24 protein-coding genes and 1 pseudogene are annotated in these 24547 nt (G+C 60.5%); 14 read left to right on the forward strand and 11 right to left on the reverse strand.

Going from position 1 to position 24547, the window contains the following annotated elements; genetic code table 11:
- Positions 1-43: 43 nt before the first annotated feature.
- From LB551_RS12470 to LB551_RS12495, 6 genes are all read right to left on the reverse strand, one after another.
- Positions 44-1030 carry a Bug family tripartite tricarboxylate transporter substrate binding protein gene (locus LB551_RS12470; protein ID WP_224623839.1) on the reverse strand — a complete coding sequence of 329 codons (987 nt, stop codon included), beginning with the start codon at positions 1028-1030 and terminating at the stop codon, positions 44-46.
- Positions 1031-1191: 161 nt separating this feature from the next.
- Positions 1192-2835, reverse strand: coding sequence for a thiamine pyrophosphate-binding protein (locus tag LB551_RS12475; RefSeq protein ID WP_224659330.1), 1644 nt, complete (start codon positions 2833-2835; stop codon positions 1192-1194).
- 47 nt (positions 2836-2882) lie between these two features.
- Positions 2883-4082 (reverse strand): CoA transferase, encoded by a 1200-nt coding sequence (locus tag LB551_RS12480; RefSeq protein WP_224659331.1) that lies wholly within the window; start codon positions 4080-4082, stop codon positions 2883-2885.
- A gap of 357 nt (positions 4083-4439) precedes the next feature.
- On the reverse strand, positions 4440-5693 hold the full coding sequence (locus LB551_RS12485) for a sialidase family protein (RefSeq protein WP_224659332.1): 1254 nt from the start codon (positions 5691-5693) through the stop codon (positions 4440-4442).
- A 229-nt stretch (positions 5694-5922) separates the two neighbouring features.
- Positions 5923-6780, reverse strand: a complete 858-nt coding sequence (locus tag LB551_RS12490) for a helix-turn-helix domain-containing protein (RefSeq protein WP_140549777.1) — start codon at positions 6778-6780, stop codon at positions 5923-5925.
- On the reverse strand, positions 6765-7853 hold the full coding sequence (locus LB551_RS12495) for a mandelate racemase/muconate lactonizing enzyme family protein (RefSeq protein ID WP_224659333.1): 1089 nt from the start codon (positions 7851-7853) through the stop codon (positions 6765-6767). Before LB551_RS12495 ends, LB551_RS12490 begins: the two co-directional genes overlap by 16 nt.
- Here LB551_RS12495 and LB551_RS12500 point away from each other — a divergent pair.
- The 13 genes from LB551_RS12500 to LB551_RS12560 all read left to right on the forward strand — a co-directional run bounded on the left by LB551_RS12500 (position 7825) and on the right by LB551_RS12560 (position 20074).
- Positions 7825-9078: a fumarylacetoacetate hydrolase family protein gene (locus LB551_RS12500; protein WP_140549779.1), complete on the forward strand. Its 1254-nt coding sequence runs from the start codon at positions 7825-7827 to the stop codon at positions 9076-9078. The two genes, LB551_RS12495 and LB551_RS12500, sit on opposite strands and share 29 nt — an antisense overlap.
- A gap of 10 nt (positions 9079-9088) precedes the next feature.
- On the forward strand, positions 9089-9559 hold the full coding sequence (locus tag LB551_RS12505; protein WP_224659334.1) for a nuclear transport factor 2 family protein: 471 nt from the start codon (positions 9089-9091) through the stop codon (positions 9557-9559).
- Positions 9559-11331, forward strand: a complete 1773-nt coding sequence (locus tag LB551_RS12510) for a GMC family oxidoreductase (RefSeq protein ID WP_224659335.1) — start codon at positions 9559-9561, stop codon at positions 11329-11331. The genes LB551_RS12505 and LB551_RS12510 overlap by 1 nt, the downstream gene beginning before the upstream one ends.
- Before the next feature lie 15 nt (positions 11332-11346).
- Positions 11347-11889: an isochorismatase family protein gene (locus tag LB551_RS12515; RefSeq protein WP_224659336.1), complete on the forward strand. Its 543-nt coding sequence runs from the start codon at positions 11347-11349 to the stop codon at positions 11887-11889.
- A 42-nt stretch (positions 11890-11931) separates the two neighbouring features.
- Positions 11932-13368, forward strand: coding sequence for an NAD-dependent succinate-semialdehyde dehydrogenase (locus LB551_RS12520; protein ID WP_224659337.1), 1437 nt, complete (start codon positions 11932-11934; stop codon positions 13366-13368).
- A gap of 7 nt (positions 13369-13375) precedes the next feature.
- Positions 13376-14467, forward strand: coding sequence for a mandelate racemase/muconate lactonizing enzyme family protein (locus tag LB551_RS12525; protein WP_224659338.1), 1092 nt, complete (start codon positions 13376-13378; stop codon positions 14465-14467).
- A 63-nt stretch (positions 14468-14530) separates the two neighbouring features.
- On the forward strand, positions 14531-15130 hold the full coding sequence (locus LB551_RS12530; RefSeq protein WP_224659339.1) for an SDR family NAD(P)-dependent oxidoreductase: 600 nt from the start codon (positions 14531-14533) through the stop codon (positions 15128-15130).
- Positions 15131-15243: 113 nt separating this feature from the next.
- Complete coding sequence (locus tag LB551_RS12535) at positions 15244-15414, forward strand: hypothetical protein (protein ID WP_224659340.1); 171 nt, start codon at positions 15244-15246, stop codon at positions 15412-15414.
- The gene (locus tag LB551_RS12540) at positions 15401-15835 is read left to right on the forward strand and encodes a nuclear transport factor 2 family protein (protein WP_140518043.1); all 435 of its coding nucleotides are present in this window, start codon (positions 15401-15403) and stop codon (positions 15833-15835) included. Before LB551_RS12535 ends, LB551_RS12540 begins: the two co-directional genes overlap by 14 nt.
- Before the next feature lie 471 nt (positions 15836-16306).
- Positions 16307-17347, forward strand: coding sequence for an ABC transporter substrate-binding protein (locus LB551_RS12545; RefSeq protein WP_224659341.1), 1041 nt, complete (start codon positions 16307-16309; stop codon positions 17345-17347).
- A 48-nt stretch (positions 17348-17395) separates the two neighbouring features.
- Entirely contained in the window at positions 17396-18205 is an 810-nt protein-coding gene (locus tag LB551_RS12550) for an ABC transporter permease (RefSeq protein ID WP_224659342.1), read from the forward strand.
- On the forward strand, positions 18198-19010 hold the full coding sequence (locus tag LB551_RS12555) for an ABC transporter permease (RefSeq protein ID WP_224659343.1): 813 nt from the start codon (positions 18198-18200) through the stop codon (positions 19008-19010). Before LB551_RS12550 ends, LB551_RS12555 begins: the two co-directional genes overlap by 8 nt.
- Positions 19007-20074 carry an ABC transporter ATP-binding protein gene (locus tag LB551_RS12560; protein WP_224659344.1) on the forward strand — a complete coding sequence of 356 codons (1068 nt, stop codon included), beginning with the start codon at positions 19007-19009 and terminating at the stop codon, positions 20072-20074. The genes LB551_RS12555 and LB551_RS12560 overlap by 4 nt, the downstream gene beginning before the upstream one ends.
- 141 nt (positions 20075-20215) lie before the next feature.
- Here the strand turns inward: LB551_RS12560 and LB551_RS12565 are convergent, their stop codons facing one another.
- Genes LB551_RS12565 through LB551_RS12580 form a run of 4 tightly spaced genes read right to left on the reverse strand, consistent with a single transcriptional unit; the run spans position 20216 to position 23678 of the window.
- On the reverse strand, positions 20216-20842 hold the full coding sequence (locus LB551_RS12565) for an EthD family reductase (RefSeq protein ID WP_224659345.1): 627 nt from the start codon (positions 20840-20842) through the stop codon (positions 20216-20218).
- Positions 20843-20864: 22 nt separating this feature from the next.
- Positions 20865-21524, reverse strand: a complete 660-nt coding sequence (locus tag LB551_RS12570) for a glutathione S-transferase family protein (RefSeq protein ID WP_224659346.1) — start codon at positions 21522-21524, stop codon at positions 20865-20867.
- A gap of 20 nt (positions 21525-21544) precedes the next feature.
- Positions 21545-22348 (reverse strand): alpha/beta fold hydrolase, encoded by an 804-nt coding sequence (locus tag LB551_RS12575; protein WP_224623821.1) that lies wholly within the window; start codon positions 22346-22348, stop codon positions 21545-21547.
- A gap of 34 nt (positions 22349-22382) precedes the next feature.
- On the reverse strand, positions 22383-23678 hold the full coding sequence (locus LB551_RS12580) for an MFS transporter (RefSeq protein ID WP_224659347.1): 1296 nt from the start codon (positions 23676-23678) through the stop codon (positions 22383-22385).
- A 349-nt stretch (positions 23679-24027) separates the two neighbouring features.
- Between LB551_RS12580 and LB551_RS12585 the strand changes: the two are divergent.
- Positions 24028-24213 (forward strand): annotated as a pseudogene (locus tag LB551_RS12585) (IS6 family transposase); the annotation flags it as partial.
- 68 nt (positions 24214-24281) lie between these two features.
- Here the strand turns inward: LB551_RS12585 and LB551_RS12590 are convergent.
- On the reverse strand, positions 24282-24547 hold a 266-nt coding region (locus tag LB551_RS12590), incomplete at its 5' end, for a hypothetical protein (protein WP_224659348.1).

The raw sequence follows: 24547 nt of genomic DNA on the forward strand, positions 1-24547 counted from the left end.
AAACTCTCTGGAATCATCGACGATGTAATGCGATCTTTGGATGTCAGAATATCTTCTTGTAAACTTCTTCCTGCTTCGCGAGATACGCTGTCAGATCGGGGGAGTTCATATATTCGACGTTGGCACCGATCTTTTTCATTGAATCAAGGAAGTTTTCGCTTTTCACGGCGCTTGCAACCGCGTCGGAGACCTTGGAAACAATTTCGGCAGGCGTGTCCTTCGGCATTCCCACACCTCGCCAGGTGGCGATATCGAGCGGATAGCCCAGTTCGGCCGACGTCGCCACTTCGGGCAGCTCAGGGTATCGCTTCGTTCCCGCCACGGCGAGCATGCGTAGCTGTCCCGATTGGATGTAGGGCAACGTCTCGGTGACACCGTTGACGGTGCTGTCGATATGTCCGCCAAGCAACTGAACGATGGCCGCCGGTCCTCCATCGAACGGCACGTGCTTGAACTTCACGCCCGCGGCTTCCTCCAGATTGCGGGCAAGCATATGGAAGCTGCCGCCCTGGCTGCCGTTGCCAACCGTTATCGAACCTGGATCGGCCTTTGCGGCGTCCAGAAACTCGGGCAGCGTCTTCCACTTGGAATTGGCCTGGACGCTCAGGCCGGCATAGTCAATCGTCAGCATCGCCACGGGCGCGAAGTCCTTGTAGGACGTTTTCATCACGCCACGCAGGTTCGCCGTGATCAACTGCGCCGTGAGAATGCCGAGCGTATAGCCATCGGGTTTTGCCGCCTTGATGTCCTCGAAGCCGACAACGCCGCCACCGCCCGCGCGATTGACGACTTGCACGGGCACGTCAAACTGCTTTGAAAGTTCATCCGCCAGCGCCCGCGCCAGAAGATCGGTGCCGCCTCCCGGCGCAAACGGAACGATCAGTTCGATCGGCCGGGACGGCCATTGCTCGGCAAGCGCGCCTGCCGAGGAAAAGAGCGCCAGTGCCGCCGCCGATCCAAGTATCACGCTACGCCGGGTTGGCCGGCTGCGGTTGATCGCGTCGATTTCAGTCTTGTCGTTCGTGCCCATAGTCTCCTCCACTTTTGAACGTTTTCTGCTTCCGAGCTGGACAGCCCCTCCCACGTTTCTGCACTTTACTTCCGTGGTCGATGTGTCGGTGATGGCGACGGCGCGCCATTTCGCTGTGGTCCGACGAGCAGCGCGGGCGCGCCTGGTCCACCTGAACCCCCTCAGGTTCGATAAGCGGTGAAACTCGCGGTGGTGGACTGCGCACGCCAGTCAGTCACGACGTTGATGACGGCGGTTTGCCCCTTCGAGACTGCCACGGCGCCACGTTCGAGAGCCGGCCTGATGTCTTCTGGGCGCTCCACATATTCGCCATAGCAACCAAGGGATTCGGCCATCTTGTCGAAACGCGTGTAACCGAGATCCCGGCCAGGCTTGACCTTTGTAGGATCGGCTGTCCACCCTCCGTTCAGGCTGATGACGACGAGGAGCGGCAGGCCATGCCGGGCCGCTGTATCGAGTTCCATCGCATTGAGGCCAAACGAGCCGTCGCCATGCAGCACCACGACTTGAGCGTCGGGTCGAGCGGCCTTGGCGCCCACGCCGAAGGGCATGCCCACGCCCATGGTGCCGAACGGCCCCGAGTTCAGCCTGTGGCCTGGCCGGTAGGTTGGAATTGTCTGACGGCCGAAATTGAGAATCTCCTGGCCGTCCACAACCAGTATGGCGTCCCGGTCGATGAAATCGCGAACCTCCTTGCAAAGCCGGAGGGGATGAACAGGCATCTGGTCGGCAGCGATGGCGTCCTCGTGCTTTGGCGCCCGCTTGCGCTCCACCGTGGCAAGTTGCTCCCGCCATTCTGCGAACCCGTCCGGCGTGAGCGACGACTTCACGGCGTCGCGGAGTTGTTCCAGCACCGCGGCGGCATCCGCCACGATGCCGATATCCACCCGGTCGCTTGCTCCGACGGCATCGGCGTCCGTGTCGATCTGAACGATCGTCGCGGTTTCCGAGAAACGTGGCGGGCGGGCGTGAGAAATGACGTAGTTGAGGCGAGTACCGACAATCAGCACGAGGTCGGCTTCTTTGAAGGCCGTGGAACGCGCATGAGCGTAGAAATAAGGATGGTCTTCGGGAATCACGCCGCGGCCCTGAGGCGTGGTGTAGAATGGAATGCCGGTCGCATCGACGAAGGCGCCAAGCTGCTCGGAAGCCTGCGACCACAGGATGCCGCTGCCTGTCACGATGACAGGGCGTTTTGCCTTTGCAAGCGCGTCGGCGACCTTGGACAACGTAGCCGCGTCGGCAGCCGGTCTGCTGCGTGCCGCACTTGCCGGCGTCTTGGGCCATACAACTTCGGCCTCGTCCACTTCGGCATAAAGCACGTCTCCGGGTAGATCGATATAAACCGGGCCTGGCTTGCCGGCCATGGCGCGCCGGAGGGCAATGTTGACGTACTCCGGAATACGTCGAGCGTCATAGACACGTTCGGCCCATTTCGTGACTGGCCGCATGATTGCCAACTGATCTACCTCCTGAAACGAGCCCTGCAGATACTGCCCAACTGGGCTTGCTCCTCCGAAGGCGACGACGGGCGCACAGTCGACCAGTGCATTGGCGAGGCCCAGGGTAAGATTGATCGTCCCCGGCCCGGATGCGCCCATGCATAAGCCAGGCTTGCATTTTACTCGCGCGTAGGCCTGCGCGGCCATTGCAGCCGCCTGCTCGTGCCGGGTATCCACCATGCGCACACCGCCGCTGATGGCAGCCTTGACCGCATCGTTTATCGGTCCTCCCATGATGTAGAAGCCAGTTTCTACACTCTCTCTCGCGAGAGCTTCGCCAAACAACGTATATCCACGGACCATTTTCGTCTTCTTCTGTTCAGGGGCAGGAAGTGGTTAGATCAAGCTGTCTAGATCGCGCCAGCTTCCTGCAGGCGCGCGATTTCATCTTCGGGAACGCCAAGCAGATCCCGATAGATCTCGATATTGTCGGCGCCGAGCAAAGGTGCGGGTTTCACCGGCACGTGGCTGGCCGATAGCTTGATCATGGCTCCGGGGAGAACAAATTCGCCACGCACTGGATGATCGACCGTAACGAACGTGCCTCGCTCGCGCAGGTCTGGATCCTGCGAAAGCTCGACCGTGTCGAAGGTGGCGCTGACCGGGATTCCGGCGTCGCCGATAAGCTGCATGACGGTGTGTTTGTCATGCTGGACGGTCCAGGCCGATATGACTTCGTCCACGCTGCGGAAATTGGCCGCACGGGATTTGGCGTCGATGAAACGCGGATCGTCCAGGAGATCATTGCGGTCCACGACTTCCAGCAGGCGATGCCAATGGGCATTGCTGGCGCGAGTCGTGTAGACATAGCAGTAATCGTTGGGCCCGCCGCCCTTGCAGGGATAAACCTCGCTTGGCGACGTACCGGCGATGATGCTCTGGTTGCCGCAGCGTGGCGCGGGGGCGCCGAACATATATTGCGCCGCATAGGCGATGCGGCCGAAATTGATGACGGCGTCCTGCATCGTGACTTCGATGCGCTGGCCCTTATTGGTTGTATGACGTTGATGCAGCGCGGCCAGAATGCCGATCGCGCAGTGAAGCCCCGCTCCGGTATCACCGATGTTCGGCCCTGGCTTCAAAGGGCGGCCGCCGTCTTCACCCGTGATCGACAATGCCCCACCGGCGGCCTGGGCTATCGGATCGAATGCGAGGAAGTTCCTGAACCGACCCGTCGGTGCAAACCCCTTGATCTGCGCATAGATGATACGCGGGTTTATCGAGTGCACGTGTTCATAGTCGAAGCCAAGCCGCTCGATCGCGCCGGGCGCGAAATTCTCGATGAAGATGTCGGCCTGCGCGATCAGCTTCTCAATCAGCTTACGGCCTTCTTCCGTCTTCAAATTGCATGTCACGCTGCGCTTGTTTGCATTGAGCAGAAGGAAATAAGGGGAGTCGGAGCCGAGCTTGTCGGTGGTCGCGCCGCGACCCTGTTCTCCGCGCTTCGGCGGCTCGACCTTGATGACGTCCGCGCCAAGCCAGGCCAGGGTTTCGGTGCAAGACGTTCCCGCCTCAAATTGCGTCAGATCCACGATCCTGATGCCGGCCAACGCCGGTTTGCCGGTGCCTGCTTCTTCCGGGTTGGACGCATTGTTGCTCGACCTCATTACCCCTCCCAAGGCATTAGAATATTAAGGAATGACGAGTCTCAGCCGAACGAACTCGAGGCAGATCAGCCGCTTGAGGCTGGGTTCCAGTAGCCCGCCTGTCCGCGTACCCGGCCGCTGCTTGCAGGGTCGAATACTTCCTCGCAGGGCCGGATAGCAATGCGGACTGTCTATAATTTCATCAAGTGAAATTATACCGGCGATCGGTGGCGACGATTTTGGCGGCCAGGCCGCAGTGGCCTCGTCATGGTTGTTGATCGTCAATGGCTGCCGAAAGTGCGGCGGGCCGACCTTTCACGATCAATCCACCGAGAAGATGCTGCGGGCTATGTAGCGCACGCCGCCCGCACCCCAAAGAGTGTCGGCCGGCTTTACCTGGATGGGATCGTTAATATCGTTGTAGTGGTAAACCGTTCCAACCCTGCCCGCCTCAACCTCCCAAGCGCGCGGATAGCCGATATCCCAACTGCCGCCATCGCCACGGATGATGATTTCCGGACCCCATGTCTCTCCCTCGTCCTCGCTGACAATGGCGCGCATGCCATAGGGCGGCAGCCGATAGGTGTAGACGACCACCAGGCGCCCGTCGTTCAGCAGCACAGGGGAGCCTGGCGCCCCGAAATCGTTGACTCGCGAAAGGAACTGCCAGGTCTGCCCGCCATCGTCGCTCTTGAAAGCTTCGGTCCACATGTCGCCTGACCAGTTCCGATCGACACGCAACGTGCAGAAGATTCTGCCGCTCGGCAACATGATGCCGCGCGGATACATTCGCTGCATTCCGCTGAAATCGGGATCGTCTCGCGGGGTTATGAAGGAGAGAAAGTGGAATTCGGTGCCATCTTCAGTGCTGCGGTAGACAAGTGGCCGGTTGGGCGCGCCGTGTTCGGGCCCGGCAGGGAACCGGTTGTGCTGTCCTTCGCTGGTCTCGCCGCCCGTCAGGAAGAGCAGACATCGTCCATCGGGTCGGACCAATGAGGATTCCACGGCGCTTAGCGAATAGAGGCCGTCGAGCGGCAGCATCGCCGAGCGCGACCAGGTCTGGCCAGCGTCTTTTGAAATGCGGAAAAAGACTTGGTTGTCCGGGGGGCCGAAAGCGGTGGTCAGGGTCGGCACGAAATCCCTGATTTGTGGATCTTCCTGTGTGTACTGGTAATAAAAATTCGAGACGAGGACATCCCTGTCGGTGAAGTCGATCGGCCCGATTTCCACCAAGCCGCCGGGCTTTCCGTCTATCCCCGGCTGCGGGCCTCTAACGTCCATCCCGGGGCGGTTCCTGTCCTCGTTCCAAATATGCCATGTCCGGCCCCGATCCTCCGATCGAATCGTGACGCCACGCCTGCCGCCCGGATTCTTGATCAGATTGTGGTGGGCGAGGCCGCGGGGGTCTCCGGAATAATCGGCGGCGGCAACCGAAAAATTGCAGATGAGATGGCCCGCCGCGGTTTCCCAGAAGCCGCGGGAAAAGGGGTGGCTCGCGAACTCGTTTTCACGCCGGTAAACGACGGCGTGCTCGGTATCCGTGGCGAAGCGTGGAGGAAGCAATTTCTTGATCATCAGTATTTCCGGAAGACGCGTGGCTCGGCTCTTGAATCGAACAAGGCGTTCGAGCCAGACGGAAAATATCGATGGAGGCAATAAGCACCATCGTCACTTTCAGCGAATGAAACTGGAGCATCCGAGGCTCCGGACATCCACCGGAGCACCGGCCGCGTTGAGCATTCGGCGGTTCAGCCCCAGCGTGCAGGTAAGACACGCGATGCGTTCGATCGGTCTTTCGGAAAGGCTACATTCTGCGCCTTATCGCATCGGCGGCGGATGAAGCTTCCGCACGAAGCGCATCGGCCATGACCGTGATCTGCGAACGTTTAACGACCCTTCGAAAGTAGGTTACACCGATAGTGGCAACGACGTGCCCGGGCTCGACCACGATTGGCACCGCCAATGAATTCGTGAAAGGATCGGCCCTCGAAAGTCGACTTGCATATCCTGCCTTGCGCGTCATTCGCAGCGCTTTGCGCCACTGATAGTTGGTGCTGACGATCTTGTCTTCTTCGAAGTCGCGCTCCAGTGCGAGCCTCAGGAGCAGGGTTCTTTCGCGGCTGCTGCAGAATGCCATGTAAGCGAGCCCGTGAGCCCGACTGATCAGGGAGGCGCGCTTGTGCAGCGTGCTTCGCACATGTGCCAGCGGGCTAAGCGGAATCGAGGAGTATTGGACAACCATCGCATTGTGCTCGAGCGTCGCCGCGGCAAAGGGCCAGAGATATTCCTTCGTCAGGGCGTCCACGGCAGGCTTCACGATCTCGACGATCAGTGATTTGCTGTGATAGCCCGCGCTGAGCGCCTTGACCTTGGAGGTGAGCGAATATCCGCCCCGCCGCGAAACATGTTCAAAATAACCTTCCGCGCAAAGCGTTTCGAGGATGCGTACGACGCTGCTGGGCGGGATCGCGCATTCGTCGCTGATCCGTTGCACCGTGATCAATTCAAGCCGGTTGGCGCATTCCAGCACCGCAAGCGTTCGCTGCACCAGGCTCACATCCGCGTAGCTGCGCCGCTTCGAAGAGCTGGGAGACTCTTCGTCGGTTTCCTGTGGCTGAGGGGTTACCAGCGGCATGGGAAAACAGCTTATGTGGCCTGCCATTTTTCAACAATCCTCATATCCGGGTCACAACCCAGTCCTGGGCCGGCGGGAACAACCGTATGTCCGTTAGCGACCACGGGCATCGTGAGGAAGGGAGATTCTTCCAGCTCGATATAGAGGCGTTCCACCGGAATTTCCGGCTGTAGCGATGCGACGATGTGCAGGTTGGCGAGATAACCGGAACCCATATATCCGCAATGGGGGATCGCTTCGACGCCATACTTATCCGCCATCGTCAGTATTTTGAGCATTTCGGTGATGCCGCCAACCTTGCAGACGCTGGGTTGCAGGACATCCACCGCCTTGGCGGCGAGGAGCCGTTCAAAATCGTCGACGGATGCCGTGTTCTCTCCGGCGGAAATCGGCGTCCCGGCCCCGCGCAGGCGCGCAAGCCCGGCATAGTCGTCCGGCGGCCATACGGGTTCCTCTATCCATCGCAGGTTCAGGTCGCGGACCGCCGCAAGCACTTCCTTCGACTGTTCGACGCTCCACGGGCAGTTCGTATCGACCGCCAACGCGGTCGGTTCGCCGAGGCTGCGCCGCGCCAGCCGTATCCGTTCAAGGGTGATCTCATGCAGCTTGACGGTTCCATAGCCTTCGCCCAGCGCGCTGGAACAGGTTTTCTCCAAGGCCTCGTCCGACGAACACCGCAGGAAACTTGCATAGACCGGCAATTCATGCCGCCTCTTCCCGAGAAGGTCGGACACTGATTTGCCCTCTCGTTTACCGCGGAGGTCCCACAGGGCGATGTCGATGCCGGAAATCGCGTAGACTGCCGGTCCGCTGAGCCCAAACAAATGGATCTTGCGGCGGACGCTCTCCATCAGTGTGCCGATGTCGCGCGCGTCTTCGCCCACCAGCAGCGGCGCCACCAAACTGTCGATCATGGATTTTGTCGCGACCGCGCCGGCGTGGCCAAAGGCTTCGCCCCATCCCGTCAACCCATCCGTGGTCCTGATTCGGACCAGCAGCATCGCAAGCGCATTCGACGGCCGGCCGGCAATATAATGAAAACCTCCGCTCGTCCGATACGGCAGGGAAAGCATGAAACTGTCGACGGTTTCGATCTTCAAGTCGTCCTCCTCATGGTTCCGCTTCCTTCTATCACGGGCGTGCGCGGCGGATCGGATTGCCGATTTGAGTTTCAGTGGTCGAAATTGGAGCGCAAGTCGTTTGCGTCTGGAGGGTCTCTTTGCTGAATTCGGGCATCAACAAGCTCCAAGCGGGCGTTTGCCTGGCAAATCATTGGCGGCATCAGGCAGATTCAACGCGGCCAATATTCGTGCCGCGCCGTCAATAACGAGAAAGGTGCGGGATTTGAAAATCGCAAGTGTGAAAGCAGCGGGAGCCGATATCCTGGTTACCGAGGGCCCTGACGGTCGGATTGCAAGTCTCGCGGACGCCCTGAAGGCTTTCACGGGCGCTTCGCCGGCCTGGAGCGGCGACATGGTGTCGTTGATCGAGGCAGGCCCGGCTGCTCTGCAAGACCTGGCTCAGGTCCACGACGCCTTCTCGGCCAATCCCGATGCGATACCGGCGATAGCTCCGGAGGCCATTCAGTGGCACCCGCCAGTCCGCAGGCCGTCAAAAATCTGTTGCCTCGCGCTCAACAACAGCGCCAATTCGGATCGGATCCTCTCGGGGCCGAACCATCCGGCGATCTTCGTGAAAGGCGCGAACGCTTTGGTAGGGCACGGCGAATCGATTCTGGTCAAGGAACATTACGGACGTGTCCACCCCGAGCCGGAACTGGCGCTGGTTATCGGCAAGACGGCAAAGGACATTCGCGCCGCCGAGGCAATGGATTACGTCTTCGGCTATACAATCCACAACGACATCACATCTCCCACCATGCGGGCCGAGGATACGTTTCACTATCGTGCGATCCATCCGCGCAAGGACGACGATACGGTGATCGAATATGTCGACACCTTCGTATCCTATTCGGGACGCTACAAATGCAGCGACACGTTCTCCCCCATGGGGCCTTGGATCGTCTTGCGAACCCAGGTGCCTGATCCGCACGCGCTTTCGGTTAGATGCGACCATAAGGGCGAGCTCGTCACGGAAGACAGCACCCGCAACCTTACCCACAAAATCCCCGAAGTCCTGGAGTTCATCTCCGGCTACATGACGATGGTGCCGGGTGACATCGTCTCAATGGGAACCGCGCTCCAGCGCGCGAACGGAACCGGTAGGGCTGTGCAGAATGTCGATCTGCGCACACTGGGGGGGCCGGTTTCCGTCTCCATCGAAAAAATCGGGACTCTCTCTAACACCGTAATAGCGATCGGCTAGAATGACTGCCATGGACTTTCGCAACCTGCTCTTGCTGCGGCTCGAAATCGAAGCCCTGAACTCGGAGTTCGCCTACCTGATCGACCACGATCAGTCCGAAAGGGTCGCGGACCTGTTTACCGTCGATGGCGTCTATGGCCGTTCGACGGGAGGCCGCAGCGTCGGCAGAGAGGCAATCCGCAACAGCTACAGTCTCCGCAAGGACAATGGCCCGCGCACGGCGAGACACATCTTTAGCAATCTGCGCTTGACGCCTCTCGATGATGGCCGCGTGGGTGGATCATGCGTCCTGACACTCTTTGCCAAAGACGGCCTGCCGCCGCATCCCGCCGAACCGATGGTCGTGGCCGACTACGACGACATTTACGAGTGCGGGAAGGACGGGCGCTGGCGTTTCAAGGAGCGCATCATAACCTGGATTTTCGTGCGCGAGGGCGCGTCGTCTCCACTCGCCTTGGGTGCCGGGCAGGAGAAGCGCTGATGTCCCCTCGCAGCCATCCCGCCGCGCCCGGCGAAACTTGTGACTACCTGATCATCGGTGGCGGTTCTGCCGGTTGTACCTTGGCTTCCCGGCTCTCCGAGGATCCGAACGTCTCGGTCGTGCTGGTGGAGGCCGGCAAGAATGTGACCCGTGAGACCGCGTCCGACGACGTGCTTTCCAACTATCCGGGCAAAGCATATTTCAATCCGGACTACACATGGCCCGGATTGAAGGCGCGCCTGGGCGGCGGCCGGCGAAACGATCCCGAAGCCGGGCGCATCGCCCGCTACGAGCAGTCGCGGCTTTTGGGTGGCGGCTCGACGATCAACGGTCTCTGCGCCAACAGGGGCGCGCCATCCGACTATGATGAATGGGAGCGCCTCGGGGCGGGCGGATGGGATTGGGAGTCCGTTCTGCCCTATTTCCGCAAGCTCGAACGCGACCTGAATTTCCACGACGACCTGCACGGTGCCGATGGCCCGGTGGCGATCAGCCGCTTTCCCACGGATGACTGGACAGGCTTCGTCCGGGCGGTGACGGGCGAACTCGGCCGGCAAGGCTACGGGCTGGTCGATGACCAGAACGGCGCCTGGCGCGACGGCTACATGCCGGTGGCGACTTCAGTCGATGAAAACGGGCAGCGCGTTTCCTGCGCCTATGCGTATCTGACGCCGAGCGTGCGTGCGCGATCCAATTTGTCGGTGCTGACGGAGACGATGGTCGAACGGATCATGTTCGACGGCAAGGAAGCCACGGGCGCCGTCCTGCGGGACGGCCAAGGCCGGCATCACACCGTTGCCGCGCGCGAAACCGTGTTGAGTTGCGGAACCATACACAGCCCCGCAATGCTTTTGCGTAGCGGCATCGGGCCGGCGAGCGAAGTTGCCGCGCTGGGCTTGAAGGGCATCGCCGATCGTCGTGGCGTCGGGCGCAACCTGATTGAGCACCCGGTCATCTCCGTGTCGTGCCTGCTCGACCGCTCCGCCCGCATGCACAATCCCTTTCGCCATCATACCCAAGCCCATCTCAGATATTCGTCCGGGCTGGAGGATTGTCCCGACGGCGATATGAGCCTCGCCATAATTGCCCGCTCCGGCTGGCACGCGATGGGATATCGGATCGGCACGCTCTATGTCTGGGTCAACAAATCCTATTCCCAGGGAAGCGTGCGATTGGCCAGCGGCGGCGTCGACGCTGAGCCAATCGTTGATTTCAGGATGCTTTCTGACGATCGCGACATGCAAAGGTTGAGAGAGGCATTCCGCTTCGTGGCGGCGCTGGCACAATCCGAAACCGTCTCGGGCATTTCCAGCATAGCCTTCCCCGCCAATTATTCCGACCGGGTCCGGCACTTCTCCGTGCCCGGTATGCGCAACCAGGCGGTGATGCAGATCTTTGCCTCGATGCTTGACGCCCTTCCGGCCATGCGGCCGTGGCTTGTCAGGAAATTCGTGACCGAGGGGGCAACGCTTGCGGAAATCCTTTCCGACGACACGGTCCTCGACAACTATCTGACCGAGTGCGTGACGGGGGTCTGGCATCCAGTGGGTACCTGCCGGATGGGCAGGCAGGACGATCCGCTGGCGGTGACGGACAACAGTGGCCGTGTCTACGGCGTTGGAAGGCTCCGCGTATGCGATGCATCTGTGATGCCGTCCATTCCCCGCGCCAACACGAATATACCGACGATCATGGTCGCCGAACGCATGGCGGATCTGATCAAGAAGGAACGCGCGTCCAATACGGTTCCTAGCGAAGCTTCGGCCGCGTGATATGGGAAAATGATGATGCTTGTGGAAGCCACGACCGCATTCCTGCTGGTCATCGACGTCCAGGAGCGGCTGCTTCCGGCGGTCGCAAACAATGTCGCGGTGGAACGCAACTGCGCCGTGCTCTTGAAGGCGGCAAGCGAAATGGAGGTTCCCGCGGTCGTTTCGGAGCAGTATCCCAGAGGGCTTGGAAAGACGGTTCCGGCTCTCGCGGAGCTTGTTGGCGACGATGCCATCTTTGCCAAGGTGGAATTCTCCTGTGCCCGCGACCTGGGCCTCATGGCGCATATCGAGGGTTTGGGGCGGAAGCAGGCGATCCTGTGCGGTCTGGAAGCTCACATCTGCGTTCTCCAGACCGCGCTGGAACTCAAACGTCGAGGCTTCGAGGTGTTCGTTGCGGTGGACGCCACCGGCTCGCGGGCCGATTCCAGCAAGGAGATCGCCCGCGACAGGATGAATGCTGCGGGTATAGCGATTGTCACGGCCGAAATGGTCGTGTTCGAGATGATGAAGACGGCCGCCGCGCCGCAATTCAAGCTCCTCAGCAAACTGATCCAGTAGTGCTGGGGAAGCGCTGCGCCGCAAACCAAGGACTGACAGATTATGGGTGAAACGGTTCAACTTTATATCGACGGCATGTGGCGCGACGGCGCGACGCGCGAGACTACCGATTTCTGGGATCCGGCAACCGGCGCCACGGCGGGAGCGGTGGCCGTGGCGACCTCCAAGGATCTCGAAGAAGCTTGCAGCGCCGCCGACAAAGGCTTCCGGCTGTGGCGGGCGAAATCGGCCGTCGAACGCAGCGCCCTTCTTCGAAAGGCATCGGCGCTGATCCGTGAGCGAAGCGCCGTCATAGCGCCTCTTCTGACCCGAGAGCAGGGCAAGCCCCTCGCACAGGCAAGGCAGGAGGTGGAATCTTCCGCCGACATCTTCGAATGGTTCGCAGAGGAGGGGCGCAGGGTCTATGGCAGGATCATTCCGTCTCGGGCTCCGGATGTAAGGCTCTCCGTCACGCGCGAGCCGGTCGGTCCGGTGGCATCGTTCAGCCCGTGGAACTTTCCTCTCGCACAGGCTGCCCGCAAGATCGGCGCAGCGCTTGCCAGCGGCTGTTCCGTGATCCTGAAGGGACCGGAAGAAGCCCCCGAAGCGCTTGCCCGGATCGTCGGCGCCCTGCATGACGCGGGTATTCCCGCCGGCGTCCTCAATCTGGTCTATGGCGTGCCGAGCGAAATATCGTCGTTTCTCATCCCCCATCCAGCCATCCGTAAGATTTCCTTCACGGGATCGACCGTCGTCGGCAAGCAACTCGCCGCCATGGCCGGTGCGCACATGAAACGCGCCACGATGGAACTGGGCGGACATTCGCCCACGCTCGTGTTCGAGGACGCCAATCTCGAGCGTGCCGCCGACCTGCTCACGGCGTTCAAGTTCCGGAATGCCGGCCAGGTCTGCACCTCGCCCGCGCGCATCCTGATCCAGGACAAGGTTTACGGTGAGTTCAAGTCCAAGCTCGTCGAGCGCGCGGCCCGGCTGAAGACCGGCAATGGCTCCGACCCCGGCACGGAGATGGGGCCTTTGGCCAATCCCCGGCGCGTGCAGGCGATGGAGGCTTTCGTGCAGGACGCCACGGACCGTAATGCATCCGTCGCCACAGGCGGCCGCCGAATCGGCAACCAGGGAAATTTCTTCGAGCCGACGATCCTGGAGGACGTTCCGCAGCCGGCAAGGATCATGAACGAGGAGCCCTTTGGTCCGATCATGACGCTGCAGCGCTTCGCCGATTTCGACAGCATGGTCGAAGAGGCGAACAGGCTTCCCTATGGGCTGGCCGCCTATGCCTACACGCGTTCCGCACGCACGGCAGCCATGGTGAGCGATGCGATGGAGAGCGGGATGGTTTCGATCAACCATCATGGCCTCGGTCTTCCGGAGACGCCGTTCGGAGGCGTGAAGGACAGCGGCTACGGCTCCGAGGGCGGCTCGGAAGCCATGGAGCCGTATCTGGTTTCCAAATTCGTTACCCACTCCTTGGCGGACTGACCACCCGATGATGATTACAGGCTTCGAGGTTCTGCTGCTCGGCCTGCCGGTCAATGAGCCTCTCGCGGGCGGACCATCCAGGCCGAACGCGAGCAGGCCCACGGTATTGCTTCTGCTGCGTACCGACGAAGGCGTGGAGGGTATCGGTTTCACCTTCCTTGGCGCGGGCCTTTCTCGCGCATTGAAAGTGGCCGTGGAGGACATGGCGGAAATGTGCCTCGGGCATGACCCGCTTGATCCTGCGCCACTATTCGAAAAGATCAGCGCACTCGCGGGTGGCTCTGGCCCAGCGGGTATTTTCACGCTTGCTCAGGCGGCGCTCGATATCGCTTTGTGGGATATCAAGGGCAAGGTGGCGGGACAACCGCTATGGCGATTGCTTGGGGCGAAGGGCACACCGGTGCCGGCCTATGCCAGCGGAGCCATGATGCGGGATTTCGATCTCGACATAGTCCTGCGGGCATGCCGTCGCCTGACCGACGACGGCCACCGGCAGGTCAAGATGCAGCTTGCCCTGCCTGGCGCTTACGATCGGCACAGGGAGGTGGATCGAATTCGTCGGGTTCGGGAGGCGCTCGGCCAGGATGTTGAACTGATGTGCGACGTCAACCAGCGCTGGACTGTCCAGCAGGCGATCGAAATGGGCCATGCGATGGCTGAATTCAACCTTTGCTGGCTCGAGGATCCGATTGCCCATGACGACCTGCGCGGGCAGGCGGCGGTGAACGGCGGGCAGCCCGTCCCGGTCGCGACCGGCGAATTCATCTATCGGCTCAACGGCTTCGACCAACTCTTGAATGCCGCGCCGCCGGACTACGTGATGATCGATCCGTTTCGCGCAGGGGGAATAACGCCGTGGCTCGCCATCGCGGAACTGGCGCAGGTTCACGGCAAGCCGGTCGTGAGCCACCTCGCGCCCGAGGTGCAACTTCATCTCGTCGCCGCGATTCCAAACGGCCGGACGGTGGAATACATGCCATGGTCCATCGCCATGTTCCGGGAAGTCCCCTGGCCGCGAGATGGATATCTGCACCTGGGAGAAGCGCCCGGGCTCGGTCTGGACATCGATGTCACCGCTGTCAAACGATATCGTTTGTAAGGTCGCGACGGATATGTGCGTGAGCTTGTTCTTTCCCGTCGGGTTCGAGTATGCGGAGGAAACATGCGTATTTGGCTCGTAACGGGGGCCAGCAAGGGGCTTGGCTCAGCTATTGCCCGTGCCGCCCTCGCTCGTGGAGACCGGGTGGCGCTGACGGGACGCAAAATGTCCCCGGCAGACCCGGTATTTGCTGAATTTCCAGACACGGCATTGCCTGTGGCGCTTGATATCAGCAACTCCGAAAGCATTCGTGCAGCCGTTCGCAAGGTGGAACAATGGGCGGGCCGCATCGACATATTGGTGAACAATGCGGGGCAGGGAATTCACGGCGCGATCGAGGAGACGTCCGACACGAGCCTGCGCGCCCTGTTCGACGTCAATTTCTTCGGAGTCGCTACGCTGATACGCGAAGTGCTGCCTTCGATGCGCGAGCGCGGCAGTGGGTTCATCATCAACATTGGCTCTGTGGCCGGATTTGTCTCAAATCCCGGAACTGGCGCGTATTGCGCCACCAAGTTTGCGCTGGAAGGCTTAACGGAAGCACTCCGCAAGGAGGTCGCCGGCATGGGCATCAGGGTGTCTATGGTCGCGCCGGGCGGAATGCGCACCGGTTTCAACGGTCCTTCGATCTGGCAGGCGGATGTCCGGATGGAGGCCTATTAGGCGACCGCCGGCGCACGCACGGACGAACTTGGGCGCAATGCCGCCCGCAGGGCAGCGACGTACGCGCCGTGGCAGCGGCCGTATGGCACCTGGCGAGCAAGACGGATCCACCCTTGCACCTTATCCTCGGCGCGGATGCCATCGAGCGGATCGACGAGAAGCTGTCGCTCCTGCGATCGCAACTGGCGAAGGCCAACCCCCTGACGGAAGATTTCAGTGACAACAGCAGCGACGCGTCCTCTCGTGGCACGGTCGATCCCGGAGTTGAAAATGAGCACACTTGACGTCCTGTTGGCAAAGGATGCCATCCGCGAAGCGATGGCGAAATACTGCCATAACCTCGATGCCTGCAATTTCGCTGGAGTCGCCTCCCTGTTCGCCGAGGATGGCTTATGGGAAACCGATTATGGCGCCGCGACGGGGCGAGGCGAGATCGAAGCCTTCCTGGCGACGGTCGTTCCAACGAAGGGAAACGGCCCCCAGCGCAAGCACTACATCTGCAACACCGCGATCGAGGTGGCGGGCAAGGAGGCATCCGCCGTTTCCGATTACCTCATCGTCAGGGAATCGGAAGCTGGACTGATCCCGGTGATGGGCGGCACCTACAAAGACAGCTTCAAGGAAGTCGGCGGCCAATGGCTGTTCAGCAGGAAATTCCTCATCCACGACATTGCAGGCGACATGGGGCTGCTGAACAAGCGCTGACCTCAATTGGGTCGGTCGCCCGGGCGCAGAAGTCGCGAGGCCATTTGAGCCGTGCCTGTCTTGCGCCTGCCGTCGGCGCGTAGGCATAGAGCAATGGCGAGCACGTTTGTGCCCGAAGATGCGCTGGAGCGCATCGGCGCCGTGCAAATCGCGCCAGATCCGAAACTCCCTCACTCGGTCCTAGACATCTGGCCGGCCCCAGGCGATGGCCGAATTCATATCCGAGCAAAGTGAGCGGCGTGGTCTTTTCAGAACCGGGACAAGGAACGCCGTGCCGGTGCCGGTGGGCTATTTCCAAATCTGGGTGAATGCAGGCCAATTTCATTGTCCGGAATTCGGCGAATTCAAGCGCGCGGGCAAAGGCCGCTGCTTGATATGATTTTCACATCAGACTGAAGAGCGCCTTGGCGCACTTTCACCATCGGGAGGGGTGGAATGTCGATAATATCCAAGAATTCGATCCACAAAACCGTGACGCGCCGACAGTTTTTGAGAAACTCGGCAGCGGTGGGCATCGGTTTGGCCGCGCCAAGTCTACTGACGACCCGCTCTCGGGCCGCTGAATCTCTTGTCTATATCGGATATGGCGGTTCGACACAGGACGTAATCAACAAGGTATTCATCGAATCGTTCACCAAGGAAACCGGCATCGAAATCATCTCCAATCCCGGCGCAGACCTGGCCAAGTTGAAGGCGCAGGTGCAGACCGGAAATATCGAATGGGACCTAGTCAATCTTATCGGGCCGCAGGCGTCGGCAGCCGGCAATGACGGGCTGCTGGAGGAGATCGATTATGCGGTTGTCCACAAGAACGGGCCGCTTGAGCGGGGTCAGTCCAAATTCTTCAACACCTATTATTTTTCCCGGGGCGGCATAGGCTTCAATCCCGAGAAATTCCCCGCCGGCAAGCATCCGACCGGTTGGGCGGAATTCTGGGACATTGAACGTTTTCCCGGCAGGCGGGGACTGCGCTCGCGGCCCGAAGACAATTTGGAGATGGCCTTGATAGCGGATGGCGTCGCTCCGCGTGATGTCTATCCCATCGATGTCGATCGCGCGTTCGCGTCGCTCGACAAGATCAAGCGGAGCGTTGCGCATTGGATCGCGGAAACGCCCCAGACCGTGTCACTCCTGCAGAACAACGAGGTGGATTTCGTATTCACCTACAGTTCACGCATCGAGGCCGCGCAGAAGCAGGGGTCTTCGGTCGATTTTGCGTACGGGCCGAACTTCCTGACGCCGGGAACGCACGTAATCCCCAAGGGAACAAAGAAGCGCGACATCGCCATGCAGCTTATGGGGCATTTCCTGCGGCCCGACCTGCAAGCCGAATTCTGCAATCAGACCGGCTCCACTCCTATAAATCCGGGCGCGGTTCCGCTCATGAAGGCGGAGGTTCAAGCCAATCAGCCGAAATTCGACGATCCAGAAGTCATGTTCGTGGATGTCGACTGGTGGGCCCAGAATTACGTCGAGACAAGCCGTCGCTTTCTCGAGTGGCGCTTGACGTGACGTTCACATCCACCCGGTCGGTGACGGCGTTCGCGTGAGTGCGGCCGAATGATCATATTTGTCCTTCCCATCGCGGCATTCTTTGTCGTTTTCTTCCTGCTGCCGCTCGGGATGGTCGTTCTGGCCAGTCTGTTCGATCCGGTCCTGACCGGGTCGAACTACCAGGAACTGTTCACATCGCTGCTCTATGTGCGAGTTCTGCGTTCGACCCTTGAGATCAGCGGCCTGTCGACGATCATGACGCTTCTGATCGCCTACCCGGTGGCCTATCATCTCTACAAGCAGCCGCCGCGGCGACGTACAATGCTGATGACGTTGGTTCTGCTGCCGTTCTGGACCAGCATCCTCGTCAAGAGCTTCGCCTTCACCGTGCTGCTAGGGCAGGACGGCGTCATAAATACCATTGCCCGCGCCCTGTTCGGCCCCGAGACTGGATTGAAGCTGCTCTTCAACCGACCGGGGGTCATCATAGGTATGGCGCACTACCTGCTGCCCTTCATGATCTTCGCCATACTGACCAGCCTGATGGCCCAGAATCCGGACTTACGAAGAGCGGCCGAAGTGATGGGAGCGGGCCGGCTGAAGATATTTCGCAGCATCACGCTGCCGCTCAGCCTGCCGGGCGTCGGCGCCGGCTGTCTCATCTGTATCGTCCTGTCGCTGGGGATGTTCGTGACGCCGGCGCTGCTTGGCGGGCCAAAAGACATGATGCTGGCCAATCTGGTGGAGATGCATATCCGGCAGACGCTGGACTGGGGCCTGGCTGCCGCCCTTACCGTGATGCTGATCGTCATGACGGCGGCATTGAGCGCTCTCATTTCGCGTATCAGGGGCGGGGGGCTGGGAACTCATGGCTGATCGACCTCCCGGCGCCGCATCACTCGCGGAACGCCTCCTTCCACGTATTGGAATCGCGGCGGCCATTTTCGGCTACGTGTTTCTCGTCCTGCCGAGCCTGATCGTCATTCCGATGTCGTTCGGCACAGGAAGCGAACTCGTATTCCCGCCCCGTTCGTATTCGCTCGAACTCTACCGGCAGTATTTCCAGGAATCGACCTGGATGGCTGTCACCGCGCAAAGCGTGAAGGTCGGCCTGGCGACCATGGCCGCGTCGCTAGTATTGGGATTTTCCGCCGCGTACGGGATCACCAGGGCCGATTTCACAGGCAAGGGGCCGCTGACGATCCTGCTGCTCAGCCCGATGTTCATGCCCCACATCGCCGTTGCGCTCGCGATGTATCTCTACCTGTCACAGCTCGGCTTGGTCGGCACCACTTTCGGACTTGTCGCGGCCCATACCGTGGTTACCGTTCCCTTCGTCATAGTCACCGCCTTCACCGGCCTTCGCTACGTGGACCGCAACCTTGAACTGGCCGCGCAAACGATGGGAGCGGGGAGACTGCGCATCATCTGGAAAGTCGTGCTGCCGCTGGTCGTGCCCTCGCTTGTCGTGGCAGGCCTGTTCGCCTTCCTTCTGTCGTTCGATGAGGTCGTTATTTCCTACTTCATCTCGAGCGTTCAATCGGAAACGCTGCCGGTGAAGATGTACAGCAGCATCCATTGGGAGATTTCTCCGGTTCTCGCAGCGATTTCGAGTCTGCTGACTGTCCTGTCGTTCGGCGCGTGCGTCGCGATGTCCTTGCTGCAAAGGAATGACCGATGACGGAAGCGATGGTCCGACTGGACGCCGTCGGGAAAGACTATGGCGCCGTGCGGGCGCTGTCTCCCACGTCCCTGGAGATTGCCAAGGGTGAATTCCTGACACTGCTCGGACCGAGCGGTTCCGGCAAGACCACAATCCTCAACCTGATATCGGGATCGATCGCCGCTTCAGCGGGGACGATCTGGATAGGAGGGCGCAACGTCACCGGATTGCGGCCCAACCAGCGCGAACTTGGCATGGTGTTCCAGAACTATGCGCTGATGCCGCATATGACCGTGTTCGAGAATATCGCCTTTCCTCTCCGGGTGAGGAGATGCTCCGAGACGGAAATAAGGAAAAAGGTGGACGAAGTTCTCGATGTGATTGGGTTGGGCGGCTACGGGGCGCGCAAGCCGAAGGAACTGTCCGGCGGTCAGCAGCAGCGCATCGCCATTGCCAGGTGCCTCGTCTACAATCCGGATCTGATCCTGATGGACGAGCCACTCGGCGCGCTCGACAAGAAGCTTCGCGATCAGTTGCAGCTCGAAATCAAGCGCATCCACCGGACACTGGGCGTCACTCTGCTCTATGTCACGCATGACCAGAGCGAGGCGTTGGTCCTGTCCGACCGCATCTGTCTGATGAACGGGGGCGAGGTGGAGCAGATCGGGACCCCTGAGGATCTGTATTTCAGGCCGCGGACCGTCTTCGCCGCCGATTTCCTCGGAGAATCCAACATTCTCGACGTATCTGTCGTCTCCAGTGGAACAGAGGCGAAGCTGTCTACCCGGAGCGGCTTCCAGATAGCGGGCGTTGCGACGTCCTTGTCCGCGCCCACGGCCAAGATCATGATCCGCCCGGAATCCTTCGCCGTCGCAACGGATGGCGAACAGGGGCCGAATACCGTTACCGGCGCGGTGGAAGATGTCACCCTTACGGGTGGTGTCGTCGATATCCAGGTTCGCCTGGGCGGTGCCGAGACGGTTAATGTGCGGCGACTGACGACCAGGGATTTCCGAGCGATGGAGCGTGGCCGGCCCATCACGCTCAGCGTCAAGTCAAGCGACGTGATGGTGCTGGAGTGATCGACCGGGATCTCCGGCACGTATTGTGCGACGAGCAATGCCCGTCGCACAATTTTTCGGCAAGGTAAGACTATCTATGGACAGCTCGCGACGAGCGCGGCCGCGCCCTGATGTTTTCGCCCCACGAAACCGGTACCGTATTCAGAAGAACCTGTGCACCTGAACGGCGAAGGTCGCGACTTCGGGAGCTTCCCGTTCGAGCCGGGCCGCATTCGCGACGACTGACCTATCGTCGCGAACCCATAGCTCCGCCAGGGCGCTCACTCCGAAACCGATGAATGGGACGGCACTGCTGGGGGCTGCTCCCTGCTCGAGGATAGTATGCGAGATCGAGCCAAGGACGCCATCGAGCTCGGCGATGACGTCCGGCAGGGCGAAGACTCCCCTGTCCCCAGGGACCAAAAGAAGCTGCTTGATCGCGGCTTCGGATCCAGCCGGCGCCTGCGCCCCACCATCGTCGCTGATCACCCGCGCGACGGCACCGATGAAAAAAAGGGAATCCTTGTTGCAAGCCGCCATTTCGGGCGAGCCATGCGACAGGCGACGGCTTTCCGGGCTGTCGAAGGCAAGCACGGGAAATCCATCGACACGGAGCCGGCGCGCCGCGTCATTCGTTCCGGGCGCGTCGGCAACTACATGGTTCTGGTCGTATTTGCGCGCGCCGGGCAATTTCGCCGTCAATGGCCCATGAGGATCGAGCCAATGGCTTTTAAATGCGGCGGGCGAAATGTCCTCCCGGCGGCGGATTAAGCTGGTGGATACAATCATTTCCAGGCTTTCGGAAGATTTCTCAACGGCTTGCGGTGGATTTCAGTTCCCTGGCAGCCGCCGCCGCCAGATCGTCGAAGAACGGGTCCGCCGCCACCGCCGGTATTTTCAGGAAGTCATCGTGCCATTCGGCCAGCGCCTGACGCCCCGTGCGCCAGTCGAGCGTACCAAAACGAAAATCCGAGTAGGACAGGGCCGTGCCGATGGCTGCGTGGCCGATCGAGAACGGCGTCGCAATCAGGTCGGGCACCTCTTCGTTCATCCGGTCCAGGACGTTTTGATGTTTGGTCTCCAGCGCGGCGACGAATTCAGGTGATTTCAAGGCGCCCGGCCGGTTCCTCTCCGTGAACCAGACCAGAAGCAGGTCGATCGTGCCGTGGCCCAGCGCCAAGCGGCGCAAGGCCTCCACGCGCGCCTTTCCTCGCTCGGGAAAGAGACGCGGCCCTTGATGGCAGCCGTCCAGATATTCGCAGATGACACGTGAATCATAGATCGCGCTGGCATCGTCGAGAACCAGTGTCGGAATCTTGGCCAGTGGGTTGTCCCGCATCAGATCCGGCAACGGTCGGTAGATGTCGACGACCGTGTTCATCAACTCGATGCGCTGAGCCAGACCCGCCCAATGGATCGCAACCATGACAAGACGTACATATGGAGAGCGGTGGGAATAATAGAGTTTCATCGGTCGCATCCTTGATCGGGCTAGGCTTGGCTCAACACGCGACGCTTTAAGAAGCCGTCGATCGCTTCGGCGATTTCCTCAGGGGTCTCGACCGTCTGGTGATGGCTCGTCTCGATGGTGACGAACTCGACGTCCGGGATGGAACGCATGACGTTGCGCACATATTCGGGGGAGCGGAACACATCTAGCGTGCCGCCGATACCAAGTGCCGGGCATCGCACGGCCTCGACGTAGTGCGCGATATCCATGTCGATCAACAATTCGTAGTGAGCGACGAAGCTGTGAGGGTCGTTGCCGAGCCAGCGCGCCCGGAAGGCGCGGAATCGTTCGGGATCGCGCTCGCGCAACACTGGCGGATATCCGCTTGCCATCGCACCGTCGACGATAGATTGCATCCCGTCACGCAATACGTTCTGGAGCATGGCACGCCGGCTGGGCCGATCTTCCGGCTTCATGTCGATCGCCGGACTCATCACGACGACTGCCGACGTCCGTTCCGGAAAACGCGCGGCGAACGCGAAGGCCGTCGCCGCGCCCAGGGCGCATGCCGCGAGCGCCACCGGCTCCCTCAAGCCGAGCGCATCGAGGAGCGCCAGGAGGTCGTCGCTCAGCAATTCGACCGACAGTTCGCCGCCTACCTTCGCCGACAGGCCGCAGCCACGCGCATCGTAGCGGAGAACCCTGAACCTCTGCGCAAACCGTGGCGCGACCAGATCCCAGTTTTCGATCATGCCTCCCATCTCATGGATCATCACCAGGATGGGGCCGCTCGCGCCATGCAGGTCGTAGCGCAGCGATGTGCCGTTGACCTCGATATAGTCCATTTCCGTCCTCCCAGTCTGTGAAGCCCCATAATCACTATTCCGCGGGATGCGGCTTTGTCCGTGCGAGCGGCGCGGTACGCTCGATCGGAAGGCAGAGCAGGATGACGATCGCGACGCAGCCGAGCCCGGCCAAAGCCAGCAGCCCGCCTTCGAAACTCCCGGTCAGCGTCTTGACGTAGCCGACGATGTAAGGCCCGGTGAACCCGGCCACGTTTGCGATGGAATTGATGGCCGCTATGCCCGCGGCCAGGGCCGGTCCGCGCAGGAAGGTGTTCGGTATGGCCCAGAACGGGCCGAGATAGGCAAACATGCCGAAGCCGGCGATCGATATGGCGATGATCTTTAGAACGGGGTCCGACAGCATAGTGGAAACGATCAGGCTGATGACGGCCACCGCGATGGCGATCGCAGTGTGTATCTTACGCTCGCCACGAGTATCCGAACGCCGTCCCCACCAGATCATACCAACGGCGCCCACGACATAGGGCAGGGCTGCGACGAAGCCGGTCGCAAGGGCGGACAGGCCGAAGCCGGATATGATCTGCGGCAGAAAAAAGCTGACGCCGTAATTCGTGATGACTGCTCCGAAGCACACGAGACCGAGGGCCAGGACCCTGGGGCTTTTGAGAGCCGCGGCGATGCTGTGGTGGCCGCCGGCGTCCTCCTTGTTCTCGGCGTCCATGCGCGCCTGCAGCCAGTTGCGCTGGTCCGGCTCAAGCCATGCCGCTTCCGCGGGCCTGTCGGTCAGATACCAGAAGACAATCACCGACAGCACGATCGCGGGCACCGCTTCGATGACGAACAGCCATTGCCAGCCGCTAAATCCGAGCATGCCGTCCATTCCAAGAATTATCCCAGAGAGAGGAGCTCCAATCACTGTCGAGAGCGGAATGGCCACCATGAAATAGCTGGAGATGCGCCCACGATACCCGGCAGGGAACCAGAGAGACAGATAGAAGACGACCCCCGGGAAAAAGCCGGCTTCGGCAATGCCGAGCAAAGCCCGCAGGATGTAGAAACTGGTCTCGCCGGTCACGAATGCCATGGCGCCCGAGACCAGGCCCCAGGTCAGCATGATCCGCGCGATCCAGCGCCTCGCGCCCACCTTTTCCAGTATGATGTTAGAAGGCACCTCGAACAGGGTGTAGGTGATGAAGAATATCCCGGCGCCGAAACCATAGGCGGCTGCCGAGAGGCCGAGGTCAGCGTTCATTCTTATCGCGGCGAAACTGACATTGACGCGATCGAGATATGCGATGAGATACGCTGCGATCAGCAGCGGAACCAGGCGCCACGTCACACGCGCCATCGTGGCTTGTTCCTGTTCCATGCCTTCCTCCCGGTGTCGCACCGTTTATCCCGCCGGCTACGCGATCTTCGCGGAGTCAAGCCATGCCACAGCCAAGATCGCAGCGTTGGGCTTCTGCCCTGAAGCACGGCCAGCTTGTTTGAAGTGCCAGGGCGAATGCTTGCACGGCTATCTTGAGCGGACAATAAATCTTGCCGGTAATTTCAATGGATGAAAGGGCGCGAGCACAAGCGATCCCTGTCGCCACAAACGGCAAGCGCGGTTTGCTTTAATCCACATCCCTCAATCGCCGAACAGTTTGAAATCTGTTGCAACCTTTTTAATACCGGCACTGTGGCAAGGAGAGCCTCTGACATTTTCGGGGGATTGAATGTTCAAGGGCCGGCAGTTTGGCCAATCGGTGATCCTGCTTTGCGTGCGCTGGTACCTGGCCTACAGTCTGAGCCTGCGTGATTTGGAAGAGATGACGGCCGAGCGGGGTATTGCTATCGATCACACGACCATTCACCGCTGGACCGTCCGTTACGCACAGCTATTGTTGGAGCGTTTCAACCGCGTTATCAACTTAACTCGGGTTCAGGGATTTGCGGCTTAGACCGATGGCATGAACACCGCGACCATCAGCTACAAGCGCCATCGTTTCCCGCCGCAGATCATGATTCCGAAGCTGCAGAGGCGATGCGAGACTCGGTCGACACCGTTACCGTTTTTCGAGATTCGTCGAGGCTCGGTGGAATTCAGGTGAAAATCGCAGGACGCCTCACCAAATTCCTCGGTGAGGCCGCTTTTCCCAACGGCGTCAAAGGAGTGTGGTGAACGACCCGAGACATAGGTGACGAAACGTACCGGACACATGGGTAACACTTTTCGCTTTGCGGGAGGTGTTGATG

It is taken from the genome of Mesorhizobium sp. BR1-1-2, from assembly GCF_020165435.1.
Lineage (GTDB): Bacteria > Pseudomonadota > Alphaproteobacteria > Rhizobiales > Rhizobiaceae > Mesorhizobium.